This window comes from Pleionea litopenaei, assembly GCF_031198435.1.
Classification (GTDB): Bacteria; Pseudomonadota; Gammaproteobacteria; order Enterobacterales; family Kangiellaceae; genus Pleionea; species Pleionea litopenaei.
In genome coordinates this window covers 4,123,923-4,148,394 of record NZ_CP133548.1, presented here as the reverse complement: position 1 = coordinate 4,148,394, position 24,472 = coordinate 4,123,923, and the positions used below count along the sequence as shown (strand labels likewise).

Sequence of the window (24,472 nt, the reverse complement as noted above, 5' to 3'; positions counted from 1 at the left end):
AAAGAATAACGATTACTGCACACCACATTGTTGATTTATGTCGCTCAGTAACTTTTTAACTTTTTTTGCTAAAAGAGGATTATTCGAGAAACAATAGCTTTCTTTAAAAGCCGCCTGCTGTGCTGGCGTTGACGTTTTAATCAGTGCGACATCAACAAGAAAAGCAAGATCGCCCGATAACGATGGTCGAAAAGCCATTAACCTAGAGTGCTGTTTTTTTGAAACCAGATACTTCACTAAACGAGTCCAATTTTCAAAACGCTTTTGTTGCTCCTTAGGAACTTGTTGTTGCACGTGGTGAATATTATCGTAGTATAAATAGCCACTCTCAGGCGTCATTTTGACCAACTCAGTCATCACCCATTGAACAGCGTCCGTCTCAGATAAACAGTCCAACAATTCTAGCGCCAATCGAGCAGACGATGCTCGAGAAGAACTGAAGTTAAAACGTACAAGTGATAAATTCATAACCTCACAATGCCGTTTAGTTGCCCGAGTTAAGGTGCGAGACAGTAATACATTGTCGAGCTGATGACATTGCTGCGCTAATCGCCGAGAGGTTTCAGGAATATTTAAACTCGCTCCCACATAATTGCTGTACAGCGCTAATTCAGTCATTGCATGAAGACTGAGCAATTCATGATAAGACGCCATTTCTTTGGGATAACGTCGCCAAATATCCCAGAATAAAGTCAACATATCCGTAAAATAGGGATCAACTCGACCTTCACAAATCTTTACCATGGCGTCATTCGGCAGCCTATCGGCATTCATTTCGAGCCGCCCGATTAAAGCATCAACCAACTCACTGTCGAACTCCATAAGAAAGGCAGGAGCGAATCGTTCGACCCTGAAAATTCGCTCCATGTCGTACAAAGCTTCGAGTGCTTGCATGCGCAAGCTCGGTTCCCACACTTGCGTTTGCCTCAAGCCTTTGGTCTTTCCTAACCGCTGGCCCTTACTCTCACTGTGTAATTTATTCGAGTCTTCGATACGCTGACTCGCGTCAACCGACGAAGACACAATAAGATTAACGCTGACAAAGAAAAACAAATACAGCTTTAATCGAAAGAGTGTGCTTAAACTATTAAGGGTGTTTTGGCGTATCTGAACCCAATGAACTTTAAGTTTTCTCCCAAAAGCGTCGAACGTTTGAGTGAACATGGTTGTTAATCCAATCAACTGCTTTAGTGCAGGAAAACTACAAACGAGGGAATTTATTCAAGAGGGTTGAATCTGCATAATAATTTCTGAAGTGGTCAAACAAAACCAGAGAGTAATGTTCGTCACTCTTTTAGATGGAGTGCTTAAGAATAAGAGCTCTAATTGATAGCATTATTTATTGAACTTCTATTTATTAAACTTCTATTTATTAAACTTCTATTTATTAAACTTCTATTTATTAAACTTCTATTTATTAAACTGTTTTTTTAAACTGTCTCTTACGGCGACTTTTAACAACCATTTAAAAATTGAACCATCTCTCGATAAGCACACCATTGGCTTAACGAGTGATGGTTATAGACTGATGATTATATTTGTTCAGGAGGAACGTAAACAAAACCGTCCATCAATACTCGTGCACTGCGACTCATACTGACTTTGGTAACGTTCCACTGTTCGTCGGCTTGTGTCGCTTCTGCACCAACTTTCAAGGTTCCTGAGGGATGCCCAAAAGTTACAAACTCGCGCTCTCCACCACCAGCGGCTAAATTAACGAGGGTGCCAGGAATAACCGCTGCGGTTGCGATGGCAACGGCGGCCGTGCCCATCATGGCGTGGTGCAATTTACCCATCGATAACGCTCGCACATTAAGATCAATGTCTTGGGCATGCACCTCTTTGCCGCTTGAAGAAACATAGTCTGCCGCCGGTGCGACAAATGCAACTTTAGGCGTATGTTGCCGAGTAGCAGCCTCATCAGGAGACTTGAGTAATCCCATCTGAACGCCGCCATAAGCACGAATAGTTTCAAATCGCTCAAGCGCCTTTGGGTCACCATTAATGGCTTCTTGTAACTCACATCCGTTGTAACCAAGCTCATCGGCATTTAGAAAAATAGTGGGAATACCGGCCGTTATAAATGTCGCGTTAAAACTTCCCACGCCGGGAACCTCTAATTGGTCGACTAGGTTGCCCGTTGGAAACAAGGCACTCTTCGCATCAGCAGGGTCCATAAAATCAACTTGAACTTCAGCCGCCGGAAACGTCACGCCATCTAACACAAAGTCTCCCGTTTCTTGCACGCCACCGTTACTCATTGGCACATGAGCCACAATGGTTTTTTCAATATTAGCTTGCCAAATTCTAACCTTAGCAATGCCATCTTGAGGTAGTCGATCATGGTCGACTAAACCACTGTTTATGGCAAACGCCCCAACAGCAGCGGTTAAATTTCCGCAATTTCCGCTCCAGTCTACAAATGCTTTGTCGATGGCTACTTGGCCAAACAAGTAGTCGACATCGTGGTCTGGCTGCTGGCTTTTCGATAGTATGACCGTTTTGCTGGTGCTTGACGTTGCACCGCCCATACCATCGGTGTGTTTACCGTAAGCGTCAGGACTTCCGATCACTCGAAGTAATAAAGCATCACGAGCGGGCCCTGGTTGCTGCGCGTCTGTCGGTAAATCCGACAATTTAAAAAATACACCTTTGCTGGTGCCTCCACGCATATAGGTGGCAGCCACTTTAATCTGAGGAGCAAAGCTCATTATTTTTCTCCTAGGGCGTAACCCTGCGTTACGCCACCATTGATTCAAACGTTAATGAGAGAGACTTGCCAACAAGCCTCTCTCAAACGCAACTTTTTAACGACGACGTTTTACTGATTTTCGGACTCTAAAAAGTCTTTCGCGAAACGTTGTAACACCCCGCCCGCGGCATAGATAGACACTTCTTCAGCGGTGTCTAATCGACATTTCACGGTGACTTCAAGTTGCTCTCCGCTTCGTCGATGAATAACCAATGTCAACTGTGCTCCGGGCGTCGGCTCACCTTTGACGTCGAAGGTTTCGGTGCCGTCGATTTGATAAGTATGCCGTGTATCACCACCGGTAAACTCCAGCGGTAAAACGCCCATGCCGATTAAGTTAGTACGATGAATTCGCTCGAAACCTTCCGCCACAATGGCTTCAACGCCAGCTAGGCGCACGCCTTTCGCAGCCCAATCTCGTGAAGAGCCTTGACCATAATCTGCACCAGCAATAATGATTAACGGTTGCTTACGCTCCATATAGGTTTCGATGGCTTCCCACATACGAGTCACTTGCCCTTCTGGCTCGATTCGCGCGAGTGAGCCTTGCTTCACTTCACCTTGTTCATCAACCACCATTTCATTAAACAGTTTCGGGTTAGCGAAGGTTGCTCGCTGTGCGGTTAAGTGATCGCCACGATGAGTGGCGTAAGAGTTAAAGTCTTCTTCTGGCAACCCCATTTTTGCCAAATACTCTCCCGCAGCACTGCTTGCCAAGATTGCATTGGAAGGCGAGAGATGGTCGGTCGTGATGTTATCACCAAGAACCGCCAACGGGCGCATGCCGGCTAATGTTCGCTCGCCAGCCAATGCTCCTTCCCAATACGGAGGACGTCGAATATAAGTACTCTGTGGACGCCAATCGTACAAAGGATTAACGTTGTCGCCATAATCGACCGACAAATCAAACATCGGCTCATAAACTTTACGGAATTGTTCTGGTTTCACATGCTCAGCAATGACCGCGTCAATTTCTTCATCCGTTGGCCATAAATCTTTCAATGTAATCGCCTGGCCTTGGCTATCATGCCCAAGCACATCTTTTTCGATATCAAAGCGAATCGTACCCGCAATGGCATAGGCGACAACCAACGGAGGCGACGCTAAAAAGGCTTGCTTGGCATAAGGATGAATCCGTCCATCAAAATTACGATTCCCCGATAGCACAGCGGTCGCGTATAGATCGCGTTCAACCACTTCGTTTTGAATTTCAGGATCCAGTGCTCCGCTCATTCCATTACACGTCGTACATGCGAAAGCGACAATCCCGAAGCCGAGTTTTTCTAACTCAGGTAACAAACCCGATTCTTCAAGATAAAGCTGCACGGCTTTTGATCCAGGCGCTAGAGACGTTTTGACCCAAGGTCGACGGGCCAGCCCCAATTGATTGGCTTTTTTGGCAAGTAGACCGGCAGCAATAACATTGCGAGGGTTTGAAGTATTTGTACAACTGGTGATCGCAGCGATGATACAAGCACCATCAGGCATATGGCCTTTCCAATGTTCATCATCCGGCATTTCGACAGCACCCGTGATGCCTTGGCTGGCCAGTTCAGCCGTTGCCACACGCCGATGTGGGTTAGAGGGCCCAGCGATATTTCGTCCAACCGATGAAATATCAAACGTCAGTACACGCTCGTATTCAGCGGCAGTCAAACTGTCGGCCCATAAGCCAGCGGTTTTAGCATACTGCTCAACCAAGGCGACTTGCTCATCATCACGCCCGGTTAGCTTCAAATAATCAATGGTATGTTGATCGATGTAAAACATAGCCGCGGTCGCACCGTATTCCGGCGTCATGTTTGAAATAGTCGCTCGATCGCCGAGCGTTAACGCCGCTGCACCTTCGCCAAAAAACTCGAGATAACTGGATACAACTCGCTCTTTACGCAAAAATTCGGTTAAGGCTAAAACAATATCGGTTGCGGTAATTCCCGGTTGCGGTTTACCGGTTAATTCAACACCAACGATGTCTGGAAGGCGCATATAAGAAGCACGGCCTAACATGACGCTTTCGGCTTCGAGACCGCCAACTCCAACAGCGATAACGCCCAAAGCGTCAACGTGAGGTGTATGTGAATCGGTTCCTACTAGCGTATCCGGAAACGCCACGCCGTCTCTAGCATGTATAACAGGAGACATTTTTTCTAAATTAATTTGATGCATAATGCCGTTACCCGGTTGGATAACATCGACATTTTTAAACGCCGTCTTGGTCCAGTTTATAAAATGAAAACGATCTTCATTTCGACGATCTTCAATGGCTCGGTTCTTCTCGAACGCATCTTTCTCGAAACCAGCATGTTCGACAGCCAATGAATGATCGACAATCAGCTGAGTTGGCACCACCGGATTAACTTTGGCCGGATCGCCACCTTTCGCAGCGATGGCGTCTCTTAAACCCGCCAAATCGACCAATGCAGTTTGACCTAAAATATCGTGACAAACCACCCGAGCTGGAAACCAAGGGAAATCGAGATCGCGCTTGCGCTCTATAATTTGCTTTAATGCCGCGGTAAGGTTTTCTGGCTCACATCGGCGAACCAAATTCTCTGCTAAAACCCGCGAGGTGTAAGGTAGCTTCTCGTAAGCTCCCGGTTGAATATCATTAACCGCTGCTGCAGTATCGAAATAATCAAGGTCTGTTCCTTGCAGTTTCTTACGGTAGTCGCTGTTCATAATTTGCCTTCGTTTAAGTTCATGAATTTAATTTTGATGCCAAGTTTTTTTCGGTGTATTGAATATGCCGCCGCATTAGAATTTCAGCCAGTTCAGCGTCTCGATTAGCAATTGCTTGAACAATATGTCGATGTTCATCAAATGCAGTGGTCACTCTTGGTCCTGCCATACCTAGCTGCACTCGATACATGCGAATAAGATGATAGAGACCATTGATAAGCAAGCTGATCAATTGCTTATTGTTACTGCCTAATATGATGCGGTAATGAAAATCGAGATCGCCGGCTTCTTGGTAATAGGTTTCTCCGGTTTTCACGGTATTGAAGTGGCTGTTTAACAAAGCTTGCAGTTCATGAATTTCACCTTCACTCATGTGTTCCGCTGCTTGACGAGCCGCCATACCCTCAAGTGCCTGACGCACCTGATACAACTCTTTGAGACCCTGTGCCGATAGCTCGACAACTTTTGCTCCAACGTTGGGCTTTCGCTCAACCAAATGACACGTCTCTAGTCGATTAATGGCTTCTCGGATCACCGCTCGACTGACTGAATAGCGCGAAGCCAAATCAGCCTCATTCAATTTACTTCCCGCAACAATGCCACCCTCGACAATGTCAGAACGTAATTGTTGAAAGGTTTTGTCCGACGAGGTAACCGCTTGTTCTGCTTCTGGAGACAAGTTTTCTTCCTAACCACCGAATATTGTCGACAATACTAGGCAAGTTACGGTTAATTTTCAATAAATTGCCGCAAAATTGTCGACAATACCAACATTGGTGATGCTAACTGACTCTTTTTTCTACCCTTTTCAATTAGCGGCTTGCTTTCCTTGGCGAAAGTTTTGCTGAAGCCAAACGTCCATTTGATTAATAATCTGCGTCTCATAAGGGCCGAGATTGTGTTTACCGTCGGGGAAACGTAGCTGCACCACATCGTGATTTTGCTCGGCGAGCTTGGCAGCGAACCGGTCAATGTCGGAGGCTGGAATACGAGGATCTTGATTACCGTGAATGATGAATAGAGGCTGGGTCAATTGTTGTGCCCAATAAATCACCGAACGCTCACGTAAGACCTTCTTGGGAAACTCGCGATACCCTGGAATCCACTTATCAAAGACATTAAGAATAAACCCTCCTCTTTGCCGAGCTGCGATCAGGTCAACCGGGGCGCTTTGCGCGACCACCGCTTTAAAACGAGCGTCACTCTTAGCGACCAAGTACGCCATCATTCCACCACGACTGATGCCCCAAAGGGCTACCTTAGTCGAGTCAGCCATGGGCACGTCTGGCAGTAGGTCGAGCAAAGCTGAAACATCTCGAACATCACGACCGCCAAATTCATCAAGCAACGGATTAGGATGAGGATTATCACGATTGCCATTGCCGCGGTACTGGCTCCCGACAACGACGTAACCTTTTGCGGCTAACGGAAACAACTTACCAAACAAGTAACGGCTCTTCACTGCGCCAATATCCGCATTGCCACCGTGATTGAAAACCACGACGGGCAGCGACGTTTGCTCAACCTTCAGGGGTACAATGTAAAACCCTTTTACTAAAATGTTATCAACAACATAGTCAAACCATTGGCATTCAAAATTATCACGCCAATAGTGATATCGTTTCTCTGCTTGCGCTAATTTTGTTGGATCGTCTCCGACGCTAGGCAAGGTTTTCATATGCTTTATATAGGTTGGAAGATCAGTAAAGATCCCATCAAAACAACTGGATGGATTGCGAATTTGAGAGGCAAGTCTATCCTCCTCTACCGATGAATTTTGCGCGGAAAACACGGCGGTACAACAACTCATTAGTACGATCAAATAAAGCGGAATCGCGTAGATATTTTTCATAAATCATTTCCTTGATTAAAAATTCTCAAGCGTATCAACGAAGACGTTCAACCGATAGGTTTAGACAGTGACGATTTCTTTGCAGTTTACAATGATTACCGTCAGTCTTTAATGTGCAATTTTCACTCAGCTGGTCCATAATCTCTTAAGGAGTTATTCACCACAAAGAGCTGCCTATGAAATCAACACTCAAATTCGTCACCATTTGGTGGGCCATATTTTGTTTAATTGGTTGCACCAGTATGCAGACGGTTTCAAACTCAGCTCCGCATCATGAAGTGGAATTTAAAGATCGGATTGTCGTTTATGAGCGCGGGGGACGAATAATTGATATGCAAGTGGTCTCTATCGACGAAACCAAAATTGTCGGCTCCTTGACCAATGCTCCCTTGCAAGCCGTCACGACCCTGTTAGCCGATGTCGAAAAAATTGAGATAGAATCTGTCGACGGTGGTAAAACTACCCTGGCGGTTGTTGGTGGGATCATTTTATTACCCTTTCTGATACTCGCTCTAATGATCGGAATTGCAGACAGTGTCGACTGAGAGCGCTGAGCTTTATCATGCCGATATCTGATGAAAAGACGCTCTTTTAATTAGGTTCGTTTTTAATAGAATTTCTTTCAACCCTATGACGCCAACCTCTTTTTTCTAGCGGACGTATATCATCAACGTTAGAAATGGTCGCTAGATAGTCGGATAGCAGTTTTAACTCGTCGTCGAGAGTGTTGCCTTCAAACGCCGACACTCTAACTAGGTTACCATAATGTCGCTCAAGCTTTCTTGGCGTATCGTCAATCATAATCATATCCTTGAGTTGATACCCATACTTTTTCAATTTATTCAGGTCTTTAATAAAGTACTCTTCATATCGAATAGCATCAAACCGCCTAACACAGCGCCTTCTTGACCAAACGAAATCGAGGGACTGCTCGGGCTTAAAAATTGCCTCAACGACTAATTGTGCGTAAGTTTCTCCAGAAGAAGTCCATACCCCAACGTTAAAGTGAGCGAAACAAAACCTTAAAAATGACTCTAAGTGAGGTCTCGGATGAACATAATAGTTGCCAACTTTGAATCCATCATCGTACTTAAGATTCTCTTCTGTTGCGTAAATTAATGTTTCATCCAAATCAAGTATGATTAATTTCTGACTATCCATCACTTTATAAAGATGCTCTCTGTACTTGTTTGATGAGAAAAATCACTCTAAGGTAGAGTCCTACTGACCAACATACAATGAATGACATTTGAGTATCAATCAACGATGAAAAAAACAGTTTCAACACTTCTCGCCATTTTTCTCTTACTGTTTCTATCCGCTAGTGGTTATACCGAGCAATTTGCTAAGCAACATACTGAACAAAAAAATGGCAAGTCTATTGCTCTAACACTGGATGACGCACCTCGATCGGCCAACGGCTACTTTGATGGTAAAACCCGCTCAGAAAAACTGATTTCAATGCTTCAGCAAAAAAACGTTCCGCAGGTCGCTTTTTTCGCAGTCACAAGTCGCTTAGATCAAGAAGGCTCAGAGCGCTTAATGCGCTATGCTAATGCCGGTCACATCATCGCCAATCATACCCATACTCATCCTGATTTTAATCAATTATCCCTTGCACAGTATCAAAGTGACTTTCTTACCGCTCATGAACAATTAAAAAACTACCCTAACTTTCGACCTTGGTTTCGATTTCCTTTTCTTCGCGAAGGGAATACTCTAGAAAAACGAGATGGTATGCGCAAATTGCTAAAAGATATGGCGTACAGCAACGCTTATATCACTCAGAATAACTATGATTGGTATTTAGAAAGTCTATTCCAGCATGCCGTTAAAAACCATGCGACTATCGATATGCAAGCACTTCGCGATTTGTACGTTGATATTATGATGCAAGGTATTCGTTATTACGATGAAATGGCGATACAGCACTTGCAACGATCGCCGAAACACATTCTTCTGTTGCACGAAATGGATATCACCGCTTTATTTCTCGGCGATTTAATCGACCAATTGCGCGCCGAAGGTTGGACCATCATTACTCCTGAAGAAGCACTCATGGATCCGATTGCTTCTTATAAAAGCTCGGCATTATTTAAATTTAACCCAGGGAGAATTGGTGAAATAGCCAAGAACTCAGGCCAGTCAAAAGGGTTATGGCATACTTCTTTAGAAGAAAGCTATTTAAAGCAGCAATTTAATGATCGTGTAATAAAAACTGTGAAAGAACTGTCTACCGCACAATAATTTAGTCGTCCGAATAGGCTCTCCCGAGCCTGTTTCTGACATAGCGACATTCGATAAAACGGCGTTAGCTAAAGCGTTTCTTGAAATGCTTAAAACTAATCCGTGTAGTCAGCAAAATATTTATGCAGTTTCGCAACTTTTTCGCCAACCACTAATTGGCAGTAGGGTTGTTGCTGATTTTGATTGTAATAATTGTCATGATAGGTTTCAGCTGGCCAGAAGGTTTGAAGCTTTTTAACTTGAGTAACAACTTTATCGGCATAGTGCGCTTGCGCGTCTTCGATCGCACTCTCAATCACAGCTAACTCGTCATCGCTTGTAGGTAATATAATTGAGCGATATTGGGTACCTCGATCATTCCCTTGACGATTCAGTGTAGTTGGGTCATGAACAATAAAGAAAATGTTTAGCAACTCCTTTAACGAAATAACAGACTCGTTATACTCGACTTTAACAACCTCAGCATGTCCGGTAGATTCTGCACAGACCTCACGATACTCTGGGTTTTCGGTATGCCCACCAGCATAACCCGACTTTACCAAAGAGACGCCTTTTACCCGTTGAAAAACAGCTTCTAAACACCAAAAACACCCACCGCCTAAAACAATCGAATTCATTGCTGATATCCTTTTTTATTTCGCGCTACCGTGTATTTTACTCTACCTTAGTTTCTCAGTAACTTAAACGAAAAAAGGCCTCATTGATTGAGACCTTTCTTATACAAATGGTTTATTTATTTTAAACGTGCGTGCTCAGAGAACACCGCTCATCTAAAACTGATAAACACCACTTACTGAAATTGATTCACCTAACAAATCATTGTCGTAATCGGTGTATTCTGCCCTTAGAGAAATATTATTATTGAAGAAATGAGAACCCATAATACTGATTTCTTCATCTCCAATGGTCGCACCCACTGACGAAAACTTGTTAAAAAAGTACTCAGAACTCAGTTCCCAGCTGTCATCAACGAGATCACTAGAATAGATGGTTCCCGTCACTGTTAAATATTCACCATTGGTTAGGGGCGTGAAATATTTAGACGATAAAGTTAAATTATCCATTTCATCGTCAACTTCAGCGGTAAAGCCAATGTACTTGTTGTTTCCCAAGTCATGATCATAGGTTGCCGTTAACAAAAAGTCAGCGGCGGCATCGGAGTCGAGTAAGGTAATCTTTGCGAGAAAGTTTGGTGCAAATAAATAACCAAGCCGTACTTGTGACGAGTCAAAAGCATCATTATCAATATGCTCGGCACCGACTAAAAAGCGACCAATAAACCAATCACCACCCAACCCATAAACATCGCTATTTGGCCCCGGCTGATTGACTTGACCTACAAAACCATACACGGTGCTCACGGTATTTAAGTAATCAAATTCTTTGAGCGGACCTTTGGTCGTTTTATTGTCAAAGTAGTAACGAGACCCCAGAGTAAAGAACTCTGCATCTGACTCAGTAAAATCAACGAATTCAGCATCGCTAAAAGACACATAGTCCTCAGCCATGACCGCCGAAGTAGCCAAAAATAAAGGCAGCGTCAAGGTTGCTTTCATTGCTCGGTTAATCTTTGAAAAACTTTTCACATAAACTCCTTAAAAATATTACTTTTTCTTGCAGACTAAAAATATTTACTCGCTTAAATTATTCAGAAATAGATGATAACGACTTAGAGTCCATATCACCATCAATCAGCGCGACCATCAATCAGCGCGACCATCAATCAGCGCGACCATCAATCTGCAGGGATTATAACAACAGTTAAGAAATTAGGTGTGAGCTGAGTAACATATTTACAAAACACAAAGTCTTGTTACAAATCGCGTTCAGCTCCAGGAAACATGAAGATAGTAGGTTCTAGAAACGTATCGACCAGCTTAGGGCTTCTTAGTAGGAAGCTCTGACTTTGTCTCATCCGCCGTTGCAGGGACTGCTTGTTCTTCGCCATCGTCTTCTTCTTCGACATCTTCACAGATATCATGTAATTGTTTTAGCTTTTCAGTGATCTTTTTATGCAACTCCGGCATTTCGCTTTCTGCAAGACTGAGTAAAATGGCCAATGCATCATCAACGGTCTCTACCGTATAAATTGCAAACATGCCTTGCTCGACGGCATTTAAGACTTCCTGCTTGAGCATTAAATGTTTTTGATTTGCCTTGGGAACAACAACGCCTTGGTGACCGTTTAAACCACGAGCGCGGCACAATTCGAAAAAGCCCTCAATCTTCTCATTCACACCGCCGATTGCCTGCACTTCACCAAACTGATTAATCGAACCAGTAACCGCCAAGGACTGTTGAATGGGGTGCTCAGTAATCGCTGAAATCAAAGCACAAAGTTCAGCCAGTGAGGCACTGTCGCCATCAATTAATCCGTAACTTTGCTCCATCACAATATTTGCAGACAAAGTCAAAGTGAACTCTCGAGCGTATCGATTTGCAAGATAGCCCGATAAAATTAACACGCCTTTCGAGTGAATAGAAAGGCCAAGGTCACTCTCTCGTTCAATATCGACAATGCCTTTATTTCCGGGAAAAACCGTTGCAGTGATTCGCGCAGGCGTACCAAAATCCGTTGAGCCAATTTCCCAAACGGTGAGACCATTAATACTGCCCACCACGTTTCCACTGGTGTGAATAATAATTTGTCCTTCAAGCACCTCTTGCAACATTTCGCTTCTAATTCGAGAATGCCGAAACTCTCTTTGTCTTAACGCTTCTAGAACATGCTGTTCGGTTATTTTTGGGTCATCTTGTTCAAACCTCAAAACATCAGCTTCGCCCAACAATTCAAATACTTCGCCGAAGCGGGTACTGAGTTGATGTTGGTGACCACTGAGTCGGCAACTAAATTTAACCAGTTCTATAAACCCTTTTAAAGTAACCTCGGCAAATCCTTCTGATTCACTGTGAGTTTTAACTAGCTGCGCCATATGCAACAGACTTTCTGTTGACTTATCGAGATGTTCATCAAAATCGACCAGCACTCGAAACAGTTCGCTAAACTCAGGATCATTGTCTTGCAGTAAATAATAATACTGACGACTACCAACCAAAATTATTTTAATATCTAATGGAACACCATGCGGGCTAAGACCAATGGTCACTGCCGTTTGCCCCTCCATCATTGGCGGATCAAATTTCAATTCTTGAGTCAACAATGCCTGTTTTAATTGCCCCCAGATATAAGGGTCTTCAAATATTTTTTCTGCTTCTAACACTAAGTAGCCACCGTTCGCTCGGTGCAACGCTCCCGAACGTATATACTGATAGCTCGTCGTAATCGCTCCACCTTCATTCCAATATTCAACACGTCCAAATAAATTGCTGAAGGTTGGATGCGCTTCGTAAACAACCGGTGCGCCAAGCGCTGGATTATTGCTGACCAAAAGATTGGGGACAAAAGTCTGTTGCAGTAATTCTCTAAGGCCTTGATCATTTTTTAATTCAGGTGACTCAATCAAGTTAAAATTCTCTAAAATTATTTTAACTAAATGCCCTAAGAGTTCTTTGAAGTAAATTTGGGTTCCGGTGATACCTCGGTACTTTTCTTGCAACTCCGATACGACTGGTGCGCTGGCTGAGTGAATGGTAGCGGAGTTCAGCTCTTGCATTGCTTCGTAACTCTCGCGCTTCCACTGCGGCATTTCTAACAAGGCTTCGGTTAATTTATCTTCGAGCAAATCGATCGCTTGATTGATCGCATCGCGTTGTTCAGGAGGCAAGTTAGTAAAAGTAATATCGTCAATTGGCTTCCCATCAATAATCGGCGAAAATGAAATATTGGATGCGTCTTGATATAACGCAAAACCTTGTTGATTGGCTTCTTTTTCAACCTGCTCAATGGCCGACTCAAATCGCGAATTAAAACGCTTATCAATGGCTTGTTTTTTCCGTTGGTAACTCGGATTTTCGAATGCCGCTGGAATGGTCACCAATAAACGTCCAACCATTTTTTGACAATCACTCACCAATTTTTTTCCGAAACTGGTGGGTAACTGCATAACCCAGGGTTCTCGACTTTCATCAAAATTGTTAACGTAAATCCAATCAGGTTGAGCTTTTTGTAATTGAGCCTTGGCTTCGATGTGTCTCATCACCATCGAGATACGCCCAGTGCCACTGTCGCCCATAACAAATAGGTTATACCCGCGACGTTTGGCTTCTAAACCGAAGGCAAGCGCATGTTTTGCTCGACTTTGCCCAAGAAACTCAACGTTTGCTTCGAGATCGGCTAATGACTTAAACGGAAGCTCTGAGGCATTGATGGCAGTGGTTAAATTTTCAACACTTAGTGGCAATTGGCTCATTCTTTATCGCTTTATCTGCTCTGTTTTGGGAAACGTACTATCAATTGATTGATTCGTGGCATTTAACAGACACTTTCGTTGTGTCTTAAAAGGATTATGACGTGCAGCCCATTTCTGGTCAAAGTTTAAATCGGGTCAAAGATTATAACGGATCAAAGTTTATATCGGCTTAAAAACTCATAAAGACGACTCAACTTGACCACTAATACGTTCTCGATAAGCCTCAAGCAGGCGCTCACTGTCTTGAAAAAGACCTGATTGCTCAGAGGAAAAATATTCTGCAACTTGCTTGAAGACATTAATGAGCGCATCACGATCGTTCGATTTAAGCCAAGCCACACCTTGCCGAGCGCAAGCGTCAAAATCAGCAAAAGCACCACAGGTATTTTGAGCATTGAGTAAAATGTCGACATAGAGTTCAGGGTTTTGATTGAATAAACGTGCCGTTAGCGCTAGCTCCATGCGGTAGATTGGTGAACTGCAGCGCAGCAACTCACTTAAATCGGTGCCGCTCGTCTGTAACTGCCAGCCCAATATAAAGACCACAAAATGGCGTACGCCTTGGATCTGACTCATTAACTCGTCGTGATGTTTTGCTCCGATGCTCTGTATATCGCACCCCCACAGCTTGAATTGTGCGATCATCCATTGAGCCGCTTCGATTTGCCGTCCTTCGCTAACAAGAATGAGTTGTCTGGCAATTTGCGTGGCGCCAGGACCAAACATCGGATGAAGACCGACCACAGGACCAGAGTGCGCTTTGAGCATAGAACTCAAGGGGCTGTTTTTGACCGAGGTTAAATCGGCCAGAATGCAATTCGGTTTTAGCGCAGTTAATTGCTCAATCACCGGCAAAGTCACATTAATGGGCACAGCAACGATCACTAAGTCTGCCTGCGCAAGCACCGCGGACTCTGAGTGCCACTCATTTTTATCGAGCGATGTTACCTGATGCCCACTGCGCTCAAAAAGCTTAGCGAACAATGAGCCTAATTGCCCTTTACCACCGATGATCACTATGTCTTTCGGCTGAAGACTGGCGCAAGGAAACGCTTTACTCGCCTGACGTTCATAAGAATCGCGCATTATCCGCTGAAAAATATCGACCACAAGCTGAGCATTTAACCCTTTCTTAGCCGCTAACTCATCGAGTCGAGAATAAATTAGCGCTTCCCGTTTAGGTACGCGCAACGCTTCCCCATTGGCAGCTTTATGGGCAACCAGTTGTTCAACCAAAGATTGACGACGGGCGAGTACTTCTAATAGCGCTTCATCACAATCATCTATTTGCGATCGAATATCAGCAATCAAGTCTGAGTGAGGCATCTTTAGCAGCTTAAATCATTGATAAAGAAGCTACTATACCCTTTGGGCCAGCTGTTGATAACTTTCTTCGAGTAATTCTTCCGTCGTTTCCCAGTTGATACACGCATCAGTAATCGAAACGCCGTAAGTCAAATCATCGAGCGTGCCTGCAACTTTCTGGTTACCCTCATTGAGATGACTTTCTAACATCAACCCGAGTATCGACCGGTTGCCCTGCTTAATCTGATTGATCACATTACGATACACCAGCGGTTGCAAACGATAGTCCTTTTGTGAATTACCATGACTGCAATCCACCACAAAGCGCGGCGTTATTCCGTCATTCTTCAAACGCTGCTCAAGCATCGCAATATGAACGGAATCATAATTGGGATGTTTTCCGCCACGCAAAATAATATGGCTGTGGCGATTGCCACGAGTGGTGATTAGGGATACTTCACCTTGCTGATTAATACCAATAAAACGGTGCGCAGATATCGCTGACTGCATCGCATTGATAGCGACTTCAATATTGCCGTCTGTTCCATTTTTAAAACCAACCGGCATCGATAAGCCCGATGCAATTTCTCGATGAGTTTGCGACTCGGTTGTACGCGCACCGATTGCCGCCCAACTGAACAATTCCGCCACATATTGCGGAGTGATGGGATCGAGAACTTCCGTTCCCGCTGGCAGCCCGAGATCGGCAATCCATGTGAGTAACGAGCGGGCTTTTCTCAACCCGGTTTCAACGTCGAAGGTATCGTTGAGATGAGGATCGTTAATCAAACCTTTCCATCCAACGGTGGTTCGCGGCTTTTCAAAATAAACCCGCATTACAATGAGCATTCGATCAGCGTATCGATCATGCAGCACCTTTAGCCGTCGCGCATACTCTTTTGCGGCATCAATATCATGTATCGAACAAGGACCGGCGACCACAATCACCCGATCATCTTTTCCTTCGAGTATTTGGCCAATTTGCTCTCGATAATAGAGTACGGTTTCGCGACCTTGATCCGATAAGGGTATCTCCGCTTTCAATTGATCCGGTGAAGTGATCACGGTTTCTTGTTCAATATTGACGTTATTCAGTCGCTTAGACATGGATTACCTCGGCTGTATAAAAGAAAAGGCCGCGTAAATTACGCGAAATAGTAACTAAAATAATACGCCACCATTGATTCAGGAAGAATCATTGGGGATGCAGATAGATTGTGGCGTATATTATTCATAAAAGAATGACTAGCTCTACTAACGGGGCGTTTAACTGTTCATCGCTCAACTGTGCATCAATTTGCTAACTGTGCATCAATTTGCTAACTGTGCATCAATTTGCTAACTGTGCATCAATTTGCAGCATACCGTTAAGTTTAAGTTGATTCTAAACTAGCAGATGTGGCGCGCTAGAGTAAATACGATTTAGTTATCAAATCAAAATTGATGCACTCACCTACTAACTTCGAATCGCTCTGGAACTCGCGATTAAATAGTTAATATTCGTCTAGATCATCCTGTTCTGCTTCAGAATCATCGAGAAGCTGGTTAAATAGCGCGATGGCTTTATGTTCCGCATCTTGCTCTTCAAGCAAATACTGTTTGAAATCTAGATCGATCGGAAGTAACTGGGCAAGTTGATGAACTACGTACTCACAACTATCGAGAGCAACTTCGTTGGTGTCGATATCAACTTCGGGCAGTTTTGCTAACTTGGTCACCAGCTCACGCAGCGCAGCCACAGAATCGGGTAACAGATGATCGCGAACGGAGGGTAAAATTTGCAGATGTTCTGAAACGATTAAGCGATCCGCTTGCACTTGATGCTCTAAAATACAGACTCGTTCTCCGCCGCGCACTTTGATCGTCAACACACCGTCATCACGTTTATCAAAGTCAACAATATGAGCAAAGGTTCCTATTGCTTCAAACTCTGCCGGAGAGCCAACTTCTCGTCCTGCGGTCATCCGTGAAATCACAAAAGGGATCTGCTCACTCATGCAGCGGCTGACTAAGTCTAAGTAGCGAGGTTCAAAAATAACGAGCTGCATAACGGCACCCGGAAAGAGCACCGTTTTAAGTGGAAAAATACCTCGTCGTTTAGAGCTCATCAAAATTCCCTCTGAGTCGCTTAGCGTCATTCTGCTTTTCGTTAACTAAGACCGCACGATCGTTTCAATTTTCTAACGAATCACTTAACTAGCTTTTAAGACCTTTGCCAGTGTTTAATAAATAAAGTGAAAATGAAAATAACGCCACAATGAATAACCCAATAATACTAAAAGCGGTCACTAAAGAAATATCCGAGTATCCCAAAAAGCCATATCGAAAAGCATTAACCATATACAAAATGGGATTCGCCATAGATACTTTTTGCCAAAAATCTGGCAACAGAGTGATAGTATAGAACACTCCACCTAAATAGGTTAGAGGCGTTAAAATGAACGTAGGCACAATCGAAATGTCGTCGAACTTTTTCGCAAATACGGCATTAATGAATCCACCCAATGCAAATAAGATCGAGGTCAATAAAATAACAATAAATACGACCAGCCAATTATGAATTTGTAAGTCGACAAAGAATAAACTAATACCAGTAACGATGGCTCCGGTAATCAGGCCTCGACTGACTCCACCACCAATGTAGCCCAGCAATATGTAAATATTCGGAACCGGAGCCACCAGCAGTTCTTCTATATGGCGCTGAAATTTCGCACTAAAAAACGACGACACAACATTAGAATAAGAGTTTGTAATCACCGACATCATTATGATTCCCGGCGTAATGTAAGCCATGTATGATACGCCACCCATTTCACCGACGCGAGAACCGATCAAGTTGCCAAAGATCACAAAGTATAGTGACATGGTAATGGCAGGTGGTAACAATGTTTGAATCCAAATTCGAAAATAACGAGTGATTTCTTTGGTCAAAATGCTTTGCAGTGCGACTAAATTTTGTTGCATCATTATTTATCCTCCTGCTTGTTTTCAACGATTCGAACAAACAGTTCTTCAAGACGATTTGATTTATTGCGCATGCTCAGCACTTTGATACCTAAATCATTCAACTTCAAAAATAATGTATTCACATTCTTACTACGCATAACATCAACTTCGAGTGTATTGTCATCTAACTTTCTAATTTCAATGTCATCGACCGTTGGCATTGCGCCCTGATAGGATTCAATATCGAGAACGAAGGTTTCCATATCCAACTTAGATAGCAGATCTTTCTTGCTGGTATTTTCGATAATTTTCCCTTGATCAATAATCGCTATATTACGACACAAGCTTTCTGCTTCTTCTAAATAATGCGTGGTTAAAACAATGGTGGTACCTTGACTGTTTAACTCGGTAAGAAAGTCCCACATCGATCGCCTTAGCTCAATATCGACCCCAGCCGTTGGCTCATCTAATATCAACAACTTTGGCTTATGCATGAGCGCTCGAGCAATCATCAATCGCCGCTTCATACCACCAGAAAGATTTCGAGAAGGCTGATCTCTTTTATCCCACAGTCCCAATTGCGTTAGAACTTCTTGCGCGCGCTGCATGGCGGGCTTTCGCGGAATGCCATAGTAACCGGCTTGATTCACCACAATTTGCAAGGGGGTTTCAAACTGCGAAAAGTTGAACTCTTGAGGCACGAGGCCCAAGCACTTTTTGGCCTCGTACAACTCCGTGTCCATATCATGACCAAAAACACTGACTTTCCCGCTGGATTTATTCACCAACGAACTAATAATTCCAATGGTGGTCGACTTACCAGCGCCATTGGGGCCAAGTAAGGCGAAAAAATCACCCGTTTGTACCTGTAAGTCAATCGACTTAAGTGCTTCAAAGCCATTCGCATAAGTCTTTTGCAGCTTACTAATGCTCAGTGCTGTATCGGTCATATTGTTCTCATTACCTTCTTTAACCGTCTAAAAATTAGATTGATAGACTCAAACTGTCCTAAAACCCGCCTCTTGATTCTGAGATCAGGCAACTTGTGTAAAGTTACGCTTATCATTAGCGCTTAGATTCGTTATATTAAAGTCGGAGATTATAACAGAGATATATGATGGATATCGAAAAGCTCGCAGCGGACAATAATAAAAAGAAGTCTGCGCTTGTCCTAGTCGGGAGCCTAGGGTTTATTCCATCAGCATACAGTCAAGAAACCTTGGATTACCAAAATTCTGGCTACTTATTGCTGATACTTATTTTGCTGGCCATGCTTACCCTGGCGTTCGCTTGGTTTCGCCATCGCTCACACCAACGTTCACTCAAACAGTTAGAACAATCACAAGAGCAGCTGCACTGGGCACTTTGGGGCAGCGGCGATGGGCTCTGGGACTGGGATATTCAAAGCGGCACCGTTAACCGCAGAGGCATTCCAGAAATGTTGGGGTACACGCCTGATGAATTTCAGAATACCACGGCTCAACTCATTCAATTGATGCACCCAGAAGACACAGACAAGGTTAATTTAGAAGTTGAACGGCACCTTGCAGGATCAACCAGTCATTTCGAAGCCGAGTACCGAGCATTGTCAAAAGATGGCTCTTGGCGCTGGATCCTAGATAAAGGCAAAGTCGTTGCGCGCGACCAGCAGGGCAAACCCATCAGAGCGGCCGGCACACAAACCGATATTACAGAGCGTAAACGTGCCGAAGAAGAACTGCGACTCGCCGCTGAAGTTATTCAAAGCATGAATGAAGTGGTCGTCTTAACCGATCCGACATCGAATATTCGCCTAGTGAATCACGCCTTTATTCGTTTGATGGGCCAGACAGAACACAAGGTATTAAACCGCCCACTTCATCGCTTTTTTTCCGCTCGCCACGGCAAACCTTTTTATCAAGAGTTAATGAGCAAGTTAAAGAAACAGCGGTACTGGTCTGGCGAACTTTGGCAACGTACTGCCAGTGAACAAGAAATTTTAACTCGTGTCGAAATCAAGCAGATAGAACAGTTTTCTGACGACCATCAATATTATGTGGTCATTTTTTCTGATATTACTGAACAGAAAAGAGCCGAAGACAAACTCATTTATTTAGCCAATTATGACACCTTAACCGGACTGCCAAATCGAGCATTGTTTCACCAACGACTGACCGATGCGATTCAGGACAACGCAGAAACCGGATTTAGTTTAGTTAATGTCGATGTTGATCATTTCAAACATATTAATGATTCGCTCGGCCATCGCATTGGTGATCAACTGTTACAGAGAGTCGCTTTAATATTGAAGCAGAACATGCCCACCAGTAACGGGACCGTCGCTCGACTAGGTGGCGATGAGTTCACTTTACTGATGCCCGGCTTTCGCGATAAGCGCCAGTTAAAACACTTTGCTAGAGCTTTACTTGAAAGCTTTCAACATCCTATTTACATTGAACAGCATGAAATTACCATCAGTCCAAGTATCGGTATTAGCCGATACCCCAACGATGGTACCGACACCATTACTCTGTTAAAAAATACTGAGAGTGCATTGCACTTTGCCAAAAGCAACGGTCGCAGTAATTTTCAGTTTTATAATGAAGATATCCAAACAAAAACGTTGCGCAAACTCACCGTAGGCAACCATCTTCGTAAAGCGCTCGATCGCAACGAACTGGAACTTGTTTATCAACCGAAGCTGAATATTAACAAAAATACTATTATCGGAATGGAAGCATTACTTCGTTGGCACAATACGGCAATTGGAGCCATTGAGCCCGATGAATTTATCGCCATTGCCGAAGAAACGGGCCAAGTGAATGAAATCGGAAATTGGGTACTTGAAGAAGCTTGCGCTCAAGCGCGAATGTGGCAACTTAGAAACTATAATCTGCCAGTATCGGTAAATATTTCTGCGAGACAATTTCAACAACAAAGCCTGTATAAAACGGTGGCCAATGTATTGGCAAAAAACCAACTTCCACCAGAATTACTTGAATTAGAGATCACCGAAACCATGTTATTGGACGATCCTGACTCAGCGATCACAACGTTAAACCAACTAAAAGAAATGGGTGTAAGAATTGCGGTTGATGATTTTGGAACGGGCTATTCAAGTTTAAGCTATCTTAAAAAACTTCCCATCAATACTCTAAAAATTGATAAAACATTCATTCAGGATCTCGACACAGACACCGACGATGCTGCGATTGCTAATGCGATCATATCACTCGCTAAAAACTTGAATTTAGCGGTGATTGCTGAAGGGGTCGAGACCCACCAACAACTGGAGTTTTTAAAGCAAGCTGGCTGCCATGAAATTCAAGGTTTTCTGATCAGCCCTCCAATGACCGCTCAAGCCAGCACCCTGTTTATCGACGACTTAACGCGCCGATAAGCGCCCTCCGGTTAAAAAGGAACGGCACTTTCTCGAAGTAGAATCGCGAGAAAGTGCTCAGCCTTAAATCGTTAATCGCGTCTAACTTGTCTGCAGCGCAAACAGCGCTAACAACTCGATTACTTTTGGCAATTCACAATCACGCGACCGAATCGCTTTCTATCTAAAATTTCTGAAAATACTGGCGATACGTTCGACAGCGCAACTTCATCAGTAATAATGTCCGATAAGGCATTGGGCAACCATTCTTGACCTAAACGTTTCCAAATATCTCGACGCAATGGCATTGGGCAATTGGTAGAACTGACACCCAGCAATGAAACACCTCTGAGTATAAACGGGAATACCGTACTATCGAGTTCATGGCTACTGGCCAATCCAATCGAAGCAACATTGCCCCATAAATTAGTGTGCGCTAATAGCTTAGCCAGTAGCTCTCCCCCGACGTTATCAATGACTCCGCCAAACCGTCCTTTCTCTAATGGTTTTGCCCCCAATTCAAGCGCGTCAACTGAGCAGACTTGGCTCGCACCTAATTGCGTTAGAAAATCATAGTGCTCAGGACGTCCAGAGACCGCAATCACCTCATACCCTTGTGAAGCTAAAATATTCACGGCAATACTGCCGACACCTCCTGAAGCACCAGTCACCACGATAGGTCCTTTATCAATGGTTTGATCATTCACTTGCATTCGATGCAGTGCTAAGGCGGCAGTGAAACCTGCGGTACCCAAAGTCATAGCCAACCGAGCGTCGAGCCCATCCGGCATTGGCATGACAAAATCACTGGAGACCCTCGCCATCGCCGCGAGACCGCCATCGAACTGCTCTCCGAGTCCACAACCATTCACCACGACTTTTTGGCCTGGCTTAAAGTCTGAAGACTCACTACTCACTACTTCACCGGCCAAATCGATACCCGCGTTTAGTGGGAATTGTTTCATGATTTTTCCGCGCCCTGTGGCCGCCAGAGCATCTTTGTAATTTATGCCAGAAAACTCGACTTTTATGACCACATCGCCGGCCGTCAGTTGATCAACTTCCATGGTCGTTAATTGGTGAGAGACCTCTCCTGATTCATTACTTACTCGACACGCTAAGAACGACATCGCTGCCTCCTCTTCATTATTAAGTTCGCGCATTTCAACCGCTAAAAGTCGGAAGAAAACGCCTAACAATATCGATTAACCGCTCGCATTTTCGATAGCCCAGCGGCCTATCGCAATGCAACATAACTGTCTCAATACTACCATGTGCCGCTCGAAGCACAATGCCACTTAGGTGGCATAACTAAACTCGACTAAACGAAAAGTTAAGTTAATGCGCCCCCGTTGCAGTCGTTTTTGTTTTGGAACCTGATGTTGCCACCATTGTTGAAACTCTCCTTGCATGATGATCAAACTGCCATGACCGAGCTCAATTCTGTGCTTTTCTTTTGGCTGTTGAATTAATCGGTAGTCAAAATAGCGAGGCTGCCCTAACGAAATGGAACAAATCACAGGCTCCGCACCGAGCTCTTTCTCATTGTCACTGTGCCAGCCCATTGAGTCATCTCCATTACGATAAAAGTTTGCTAGCACGCTGTTTAACTTTATCTCGAACTGCTGCTCCAAGCGCTGTTTTAACTGCAAAAGACGTGGATGCCAAGGCAACGGCTTATGAAGTGCTCCTGAGTATCGATAATTTGCGCCAGCGTCGCCATACCAAGCAACAAGTCTCGGAGTTAGCACACGTCTACCGTAAACATTTAATTCCGGCTGCGACCATTGCAATTGCTCCGAAAACTCTTTAAACAACTCATTGGCTTCAGAATCAGCTATCCAATTAGGGAAACAATCCAATTGTCCTCGCTGCTGTTCGAGCCGAACCATACTCAAGTAGCTTTCTGAAAATAAGTCCAACTTGTCTCCTTAATACAATGAGTGACTAACCGCGTTCGCGAAAAAATGCTTTATAGCCGTGTAACTTAACCTTCGAGTCGCCATTTCCGTCGCATTTTCTGTCTAAACGCATGTTCTGTCTAAACGTAAGCTCTGTCTAATCGCATGTTCTAATAGACGCAAATATTAACGTAACTCTGTAACAAAAATTAAATACGCAAGTCCAATACAAAGACTTAACACGTAAAACAGGGTAACGTAACGGATTAACCTTTATTTCACCCATATAATTTAAATCTCTCAGAAAATAGGCACAACTATGCAAGCACTCTTCAAAACATTCATTATACTGTTTGCGCTCACCTTGAGCTTTAGCATGACCGCCGCTGACCGCACCGCAAAAGACTTCACTTTGCCAACGCTCGATGGTGCAACCATCACTTTATCAGAATACAAAGACCAAGCCGTGGTTTTGGTGTTTTGGGCGACTTGGTGCCCCTACTGCAAAAAATTACTTCCTGGCATCGAACGTTTGCACCAAACCTATGGTGAAAAAGGTCTGAAGGTCATCGCCATCAATGTTATGGAGGATGGCGATCCTGCCGCTTACATCAAGCAACACAACTACAGTTTCAGCGTTGCATTAAAAGGCGACTCAATCATGAATAATTTTATGGTACCTGCGACACCGACCATCGCAATACTGAGCAAAAACAATCAATGGCACGATCACTTGAATCTGTCGGATCCCAATAGCCTTAAACTTGAAAACTCAATCCGCACGGCCATGGGCTTAGATAAGCTCGAAAAGTCTGAAGATTAACCTATGATGCCAGAACTTGGTTAATGAATTATCGAAAACCAGTGAAATACAGGACTGACCTCTAATCTGACCGTTAAATGCGCTAGCGGTTACGCTAGCGCACCCACTGATAGAAATCCCTCTAAAAAGACCAGCAAAATCAGCGTGTTCAGCGCCAAAAAGACGCGTAAAAAAGCATCAAACAGCTCCGATTTGTTGGCGATGCGAAATATTACCGACAAAAATACAGCCCATACATAAAATTCAATCTTCGTCAATCTTGTATAGCCCTGTCGATGCAAGGTATAAAGAGTGGTTTG

General features: G+C 43.9%; 21 protein-coding genes. 4 read left to right on the top strand and 17 right to left on the bottom strand.

What is annotated here, in order from left to right; translation table 11 throughout:
• Nucleotides 1-12 precede the first annotated feature (12 nt).
• The 5 genes from Q9312_RS18420 to Q9312_RS18400 all read right to left on the bottom strand — a co-directional run bounded on the left by Q9312_RS18420 (nt 13) and on the right by Q9312_RS18400 (nt 7,283).
• Complete coding sequence (locus Q9312_RS18420; RefSeq protein ID WP_309202323.1) at nt 13-1,164, bottom strand: hypothetical protein; 1,152 nt, start codon at nt 1,162-1,164, stop codon at nt 13-15.
• Between the two features lie 368 nt (nt 1,165-1,532).
• Complete coding sequence (gene prpF, locus Q9312_RS18415) at nt 1,533-2,711, bottom strand: 2-methylaconitate cis-trans isomerase PrpF (protein WP_309202322.1); 1,179 nt, start codon at nt 2,709-2,711, stop codon at nt 1,533-1,535.
• Nucleotides 2,712-2,821: 110 nt separating this feature from the next.
• Nucleotides 2,822-5,431 (bottom strand): Fe/S-dependent 2-methylisocitrate dehydratase AcnD, encoded by a 2,610-nt coding sequence (acnD, locus tag Q9312_RS18410; RefSeq protein WP_309202321.1) that lies wholly within the window; start codon nt 5,429-5,431, stop codon nt 2,822-2,824.
• Between the two features lie 19 nt (nt 5,432-5,450).
• Complete coding sequence (locus tag Q9312_RS18405; protein ID WP_309202320.1) at nt 5,451-6,110, bottom strand: GntR family transcriptional regulator; 660 nt, start codon at nt 6,108-6,110, stop codon at nt 5,451-5,453.
• Nucleotides 6,111-6,239: 129 nt separating this feature from the next.
• Nucleotides 6,240-7,283, bottom strand: coding sequence for an alpha/beta hydrolase family protein (locus tag Q9312_RS18400; protein ID WP_309202319.1), 1,044 nt, complete (start codon nt 7,281-7,283; stop codon nt 6,240-6,242).
• 176 nt (nt 7,284-7,459) lie between these two features.
• Between Q9312_RS18400 and Q9312_RS18395 the strand changes: the two genes are divergently transcribed.
• Entirely contained in the window at nt 7,460-7,828 is a 369-nt protein-coding gene (locus Q9312_RS18395) for a hypothetical protein (protein ID WP_309202318.1), read from the top strand.
• A 46-nt stretch (nt 7,829-7,874) separates the two neighbouring features.
• Here Q9312_RS18395 and Q9312_RS18390 read toward each other — a convergent pair whose 3' ends face one another.
• Complete coding sequence (locus Q9312_RS18390; RefSeq protein WP_309204527.1) at nt 7,875-8,444, bottom strand: NIF family HAD-type phosphatase; 570 nt, start codon at nt 8,442-8,444, stop codon at nt 7,875-7,877.
• A 105-nt stretch (nt 8,445-8,549) separates the two neighbouring features.
• Here Q9312_RS18390 and Q9312_RS18385 point away from each other — a divergent pair, with 105 nt between their 5' ends.
• Nucleotides 8,550-9,530, top strand: coding sequence for a polysaccharide deacetylase family protein (locus tag Q9312_RS18385; RefSeq protein WP_309202317.1), 981 nt, complete (start codon nt 8,550-8,552; stop codon nt 9,528-9,530).
• Nucleotides 9,531-9,625: 95 nt separating this feature from the next.
• On the opposite strand, the gene msrA is transcribed toward Q9312_RS18385, so the two are convergent.
• From msrA to Q9312_RS18345, 8 genes are all read right to left on the bottom strand, one after another.
• Complete coding sequence (msrA, locus tag Q9312_RS18380) at nt 9,626-10,147, bottom strand: peptide-methionine (S)-S-oxide reductase MsrA (protein ID WP_309202316.1); 522 nt, start codon at nt 10,145-10,147, stop codon at nt 9,626-9,628.
• Between the two features lie 153 nt (nt 10,148-10,300).
• A complete protein-coding gene (locus tag Q9312_RS18375; RefSeq protein ID WP_309202315.1) occupies nt 10,301-11,116 on the bottom strand; it encodes a putative porin in 816 nt (271 codons plus the stop codon).
• 291 nt (nt 11,117-11,407) lie between these two features.
• Entirely contained in the window at nt 11,408-13,840 is a 2,433-nt protein-coding gene (locus Q9312_RS18370) for an AAA family ATPase (protein ID WP_309202314.1), read from the bottom strand.
• Between the two features lie 177 nt (nt 13,841-14,017).
• Nucleotides 14,018-15,166 carry a bifunctional chorismate mutase/prephenate dehydrogenase gene (gene tyrA, locus Q9312_RS18365; protein WP_309202313.1) on the bottom strand — a complete coding sequence of 383 codons (1,149 nt, stop codon included), beginning with the start codon at nt 15,164-15,166 and terminating at the stop codon, nt 14,018-14,020.
• A 33-nt stretch (nt 15,167-15,199) separates the two neighbouring features.
• Nucleotides 15,200-16,252, bottom strand: coding sequence for a 3-deoxy-7-phosphoheptulonate synthase (locus Q9312_RS18360; protein ID WP_309202312.1), 1,053 nt, complete (start codon nt 16,250-16,252; stop codon nt 15,200-15,202).
• Nucleotides 16,253-16,638: 386 nt separating this feature from the next.
• Entirely contained in the window at nt 16,639-17,253 is a 615-nt protein-coding gene (locus Q9312_RS18355; protein ID WP_309202311.1) for an LON peptidase substrate-binding domain-containing protein, read from the bottom strand.
• 88 nt (nt 17,254-17,341) lie between these two features.
• Nucleotides 17,342-18,112, bottom strand: a complete 771-nt coding sequence (locus Q9312_RS18350; RefSeq protein WP_309202310.1) for an ABC transporter permease — start codon at nt 18,110-18,112, stop codon at nt 17,342-17,344.
• The gene (locus Q9312_RS18345) at nt 18,112-19,041 is read right to left on the bottom strand and encodes an ABC transporter ATP-binding protein (protein ID WP_309202309.1); all 930 of its coding nucleotides are present in this window, start codon (nt 19,039-19,041) and stop codon (nt 18,112-18,114) included. The genes Q9312_RS18350 and Q9312_RS18345 overlap by 1 nt, the downstream gene beginning before the upstream one ends.
• Before the next feature lie 164 nt (nt 19,042-19,205).
• Here Q9312_RS18345 and Q9312_RS18340 point away from each other — a divergent pair, with 164 nt between their 5' ends.
• Nucleotides 19,206-21,470, top strand: a complete 2,265-nt coding sequence (locus Q9312_RS18340) for a putative bifunctional diguanylate cyclase/phosphodiesterase (protein WP_309202308.1) — start codon at nt 19,206-19,208, stop codon at nt 21,468-21,470.
• Nucleotides 21,471-21,589: 119 nt separating this feature from the next.
• On the opposite strand, the gene Q9312_RS18335 is transcribed toward Q9312_RS18340, so the two are convergent.
• Nucleotides 21,590-22,612: a YhdH/YhfP family quinone oxidoreductase gene (locus Q9312_RS18335; protein ID WP_309202307.1), complete on the bottom strand. Its 1,023-nt coding sequence runs from the start codon at nt 22,610-22,612 to the stop codon at nt 21,590-21,592.
• Nucleotides 22,613-22,747: 135 nt separating this feature from the next.
• The gene (locus tag Q9312_RS18330) at nt 22,748-23,371 is read right to left on the bottom strand and encodes an alpha-ketoglutarate-dependent dioxygenase AlkB family protein (RefSeq protein WP_309202306.1); all 624 of its coding nucleotides are present in this window, start codon (nt 23,369-23,371) and stop codon (nt 22,748-22,750) included.
• A 298-nt stretch (nt 23,372-23,669) separates the two neighbouring features.
• Here Q9312_RS18330 and Q9312_RS18325 point away from each other — a divergent pair, with 298 nt between their 5' ends.
• On the top strand, nt 23,670-24,173 hold the full coding sequence (locus Q9312_RS18325) for a TlpA disulfide reductase family protein (protein ID WP_309202305.1): 504 nt from the start codon (nt 23,670-23,672) through the stop codon (nt 24,171-24,173).
• A gap of 89 nt (nt 24,174-24,262) precedes the next feature.
• On the opposite strand, the gene Q9312_RS18320 is transcribed toward Q9312_RS18325, so the two are convergent.
• Complete coding sequence (locus Q9312_RS18320) at nt 24,263-24,430, bottom strand: hypothetical protein (RefSeq protein ID WP_309202304.1); 168 nt, start codon at nt 24,428-24,430, stop codon at nt 24,263-24,265.
• Between the last annotated feature and the right edge of the window lie 42 nt (nt 24,431-24,472).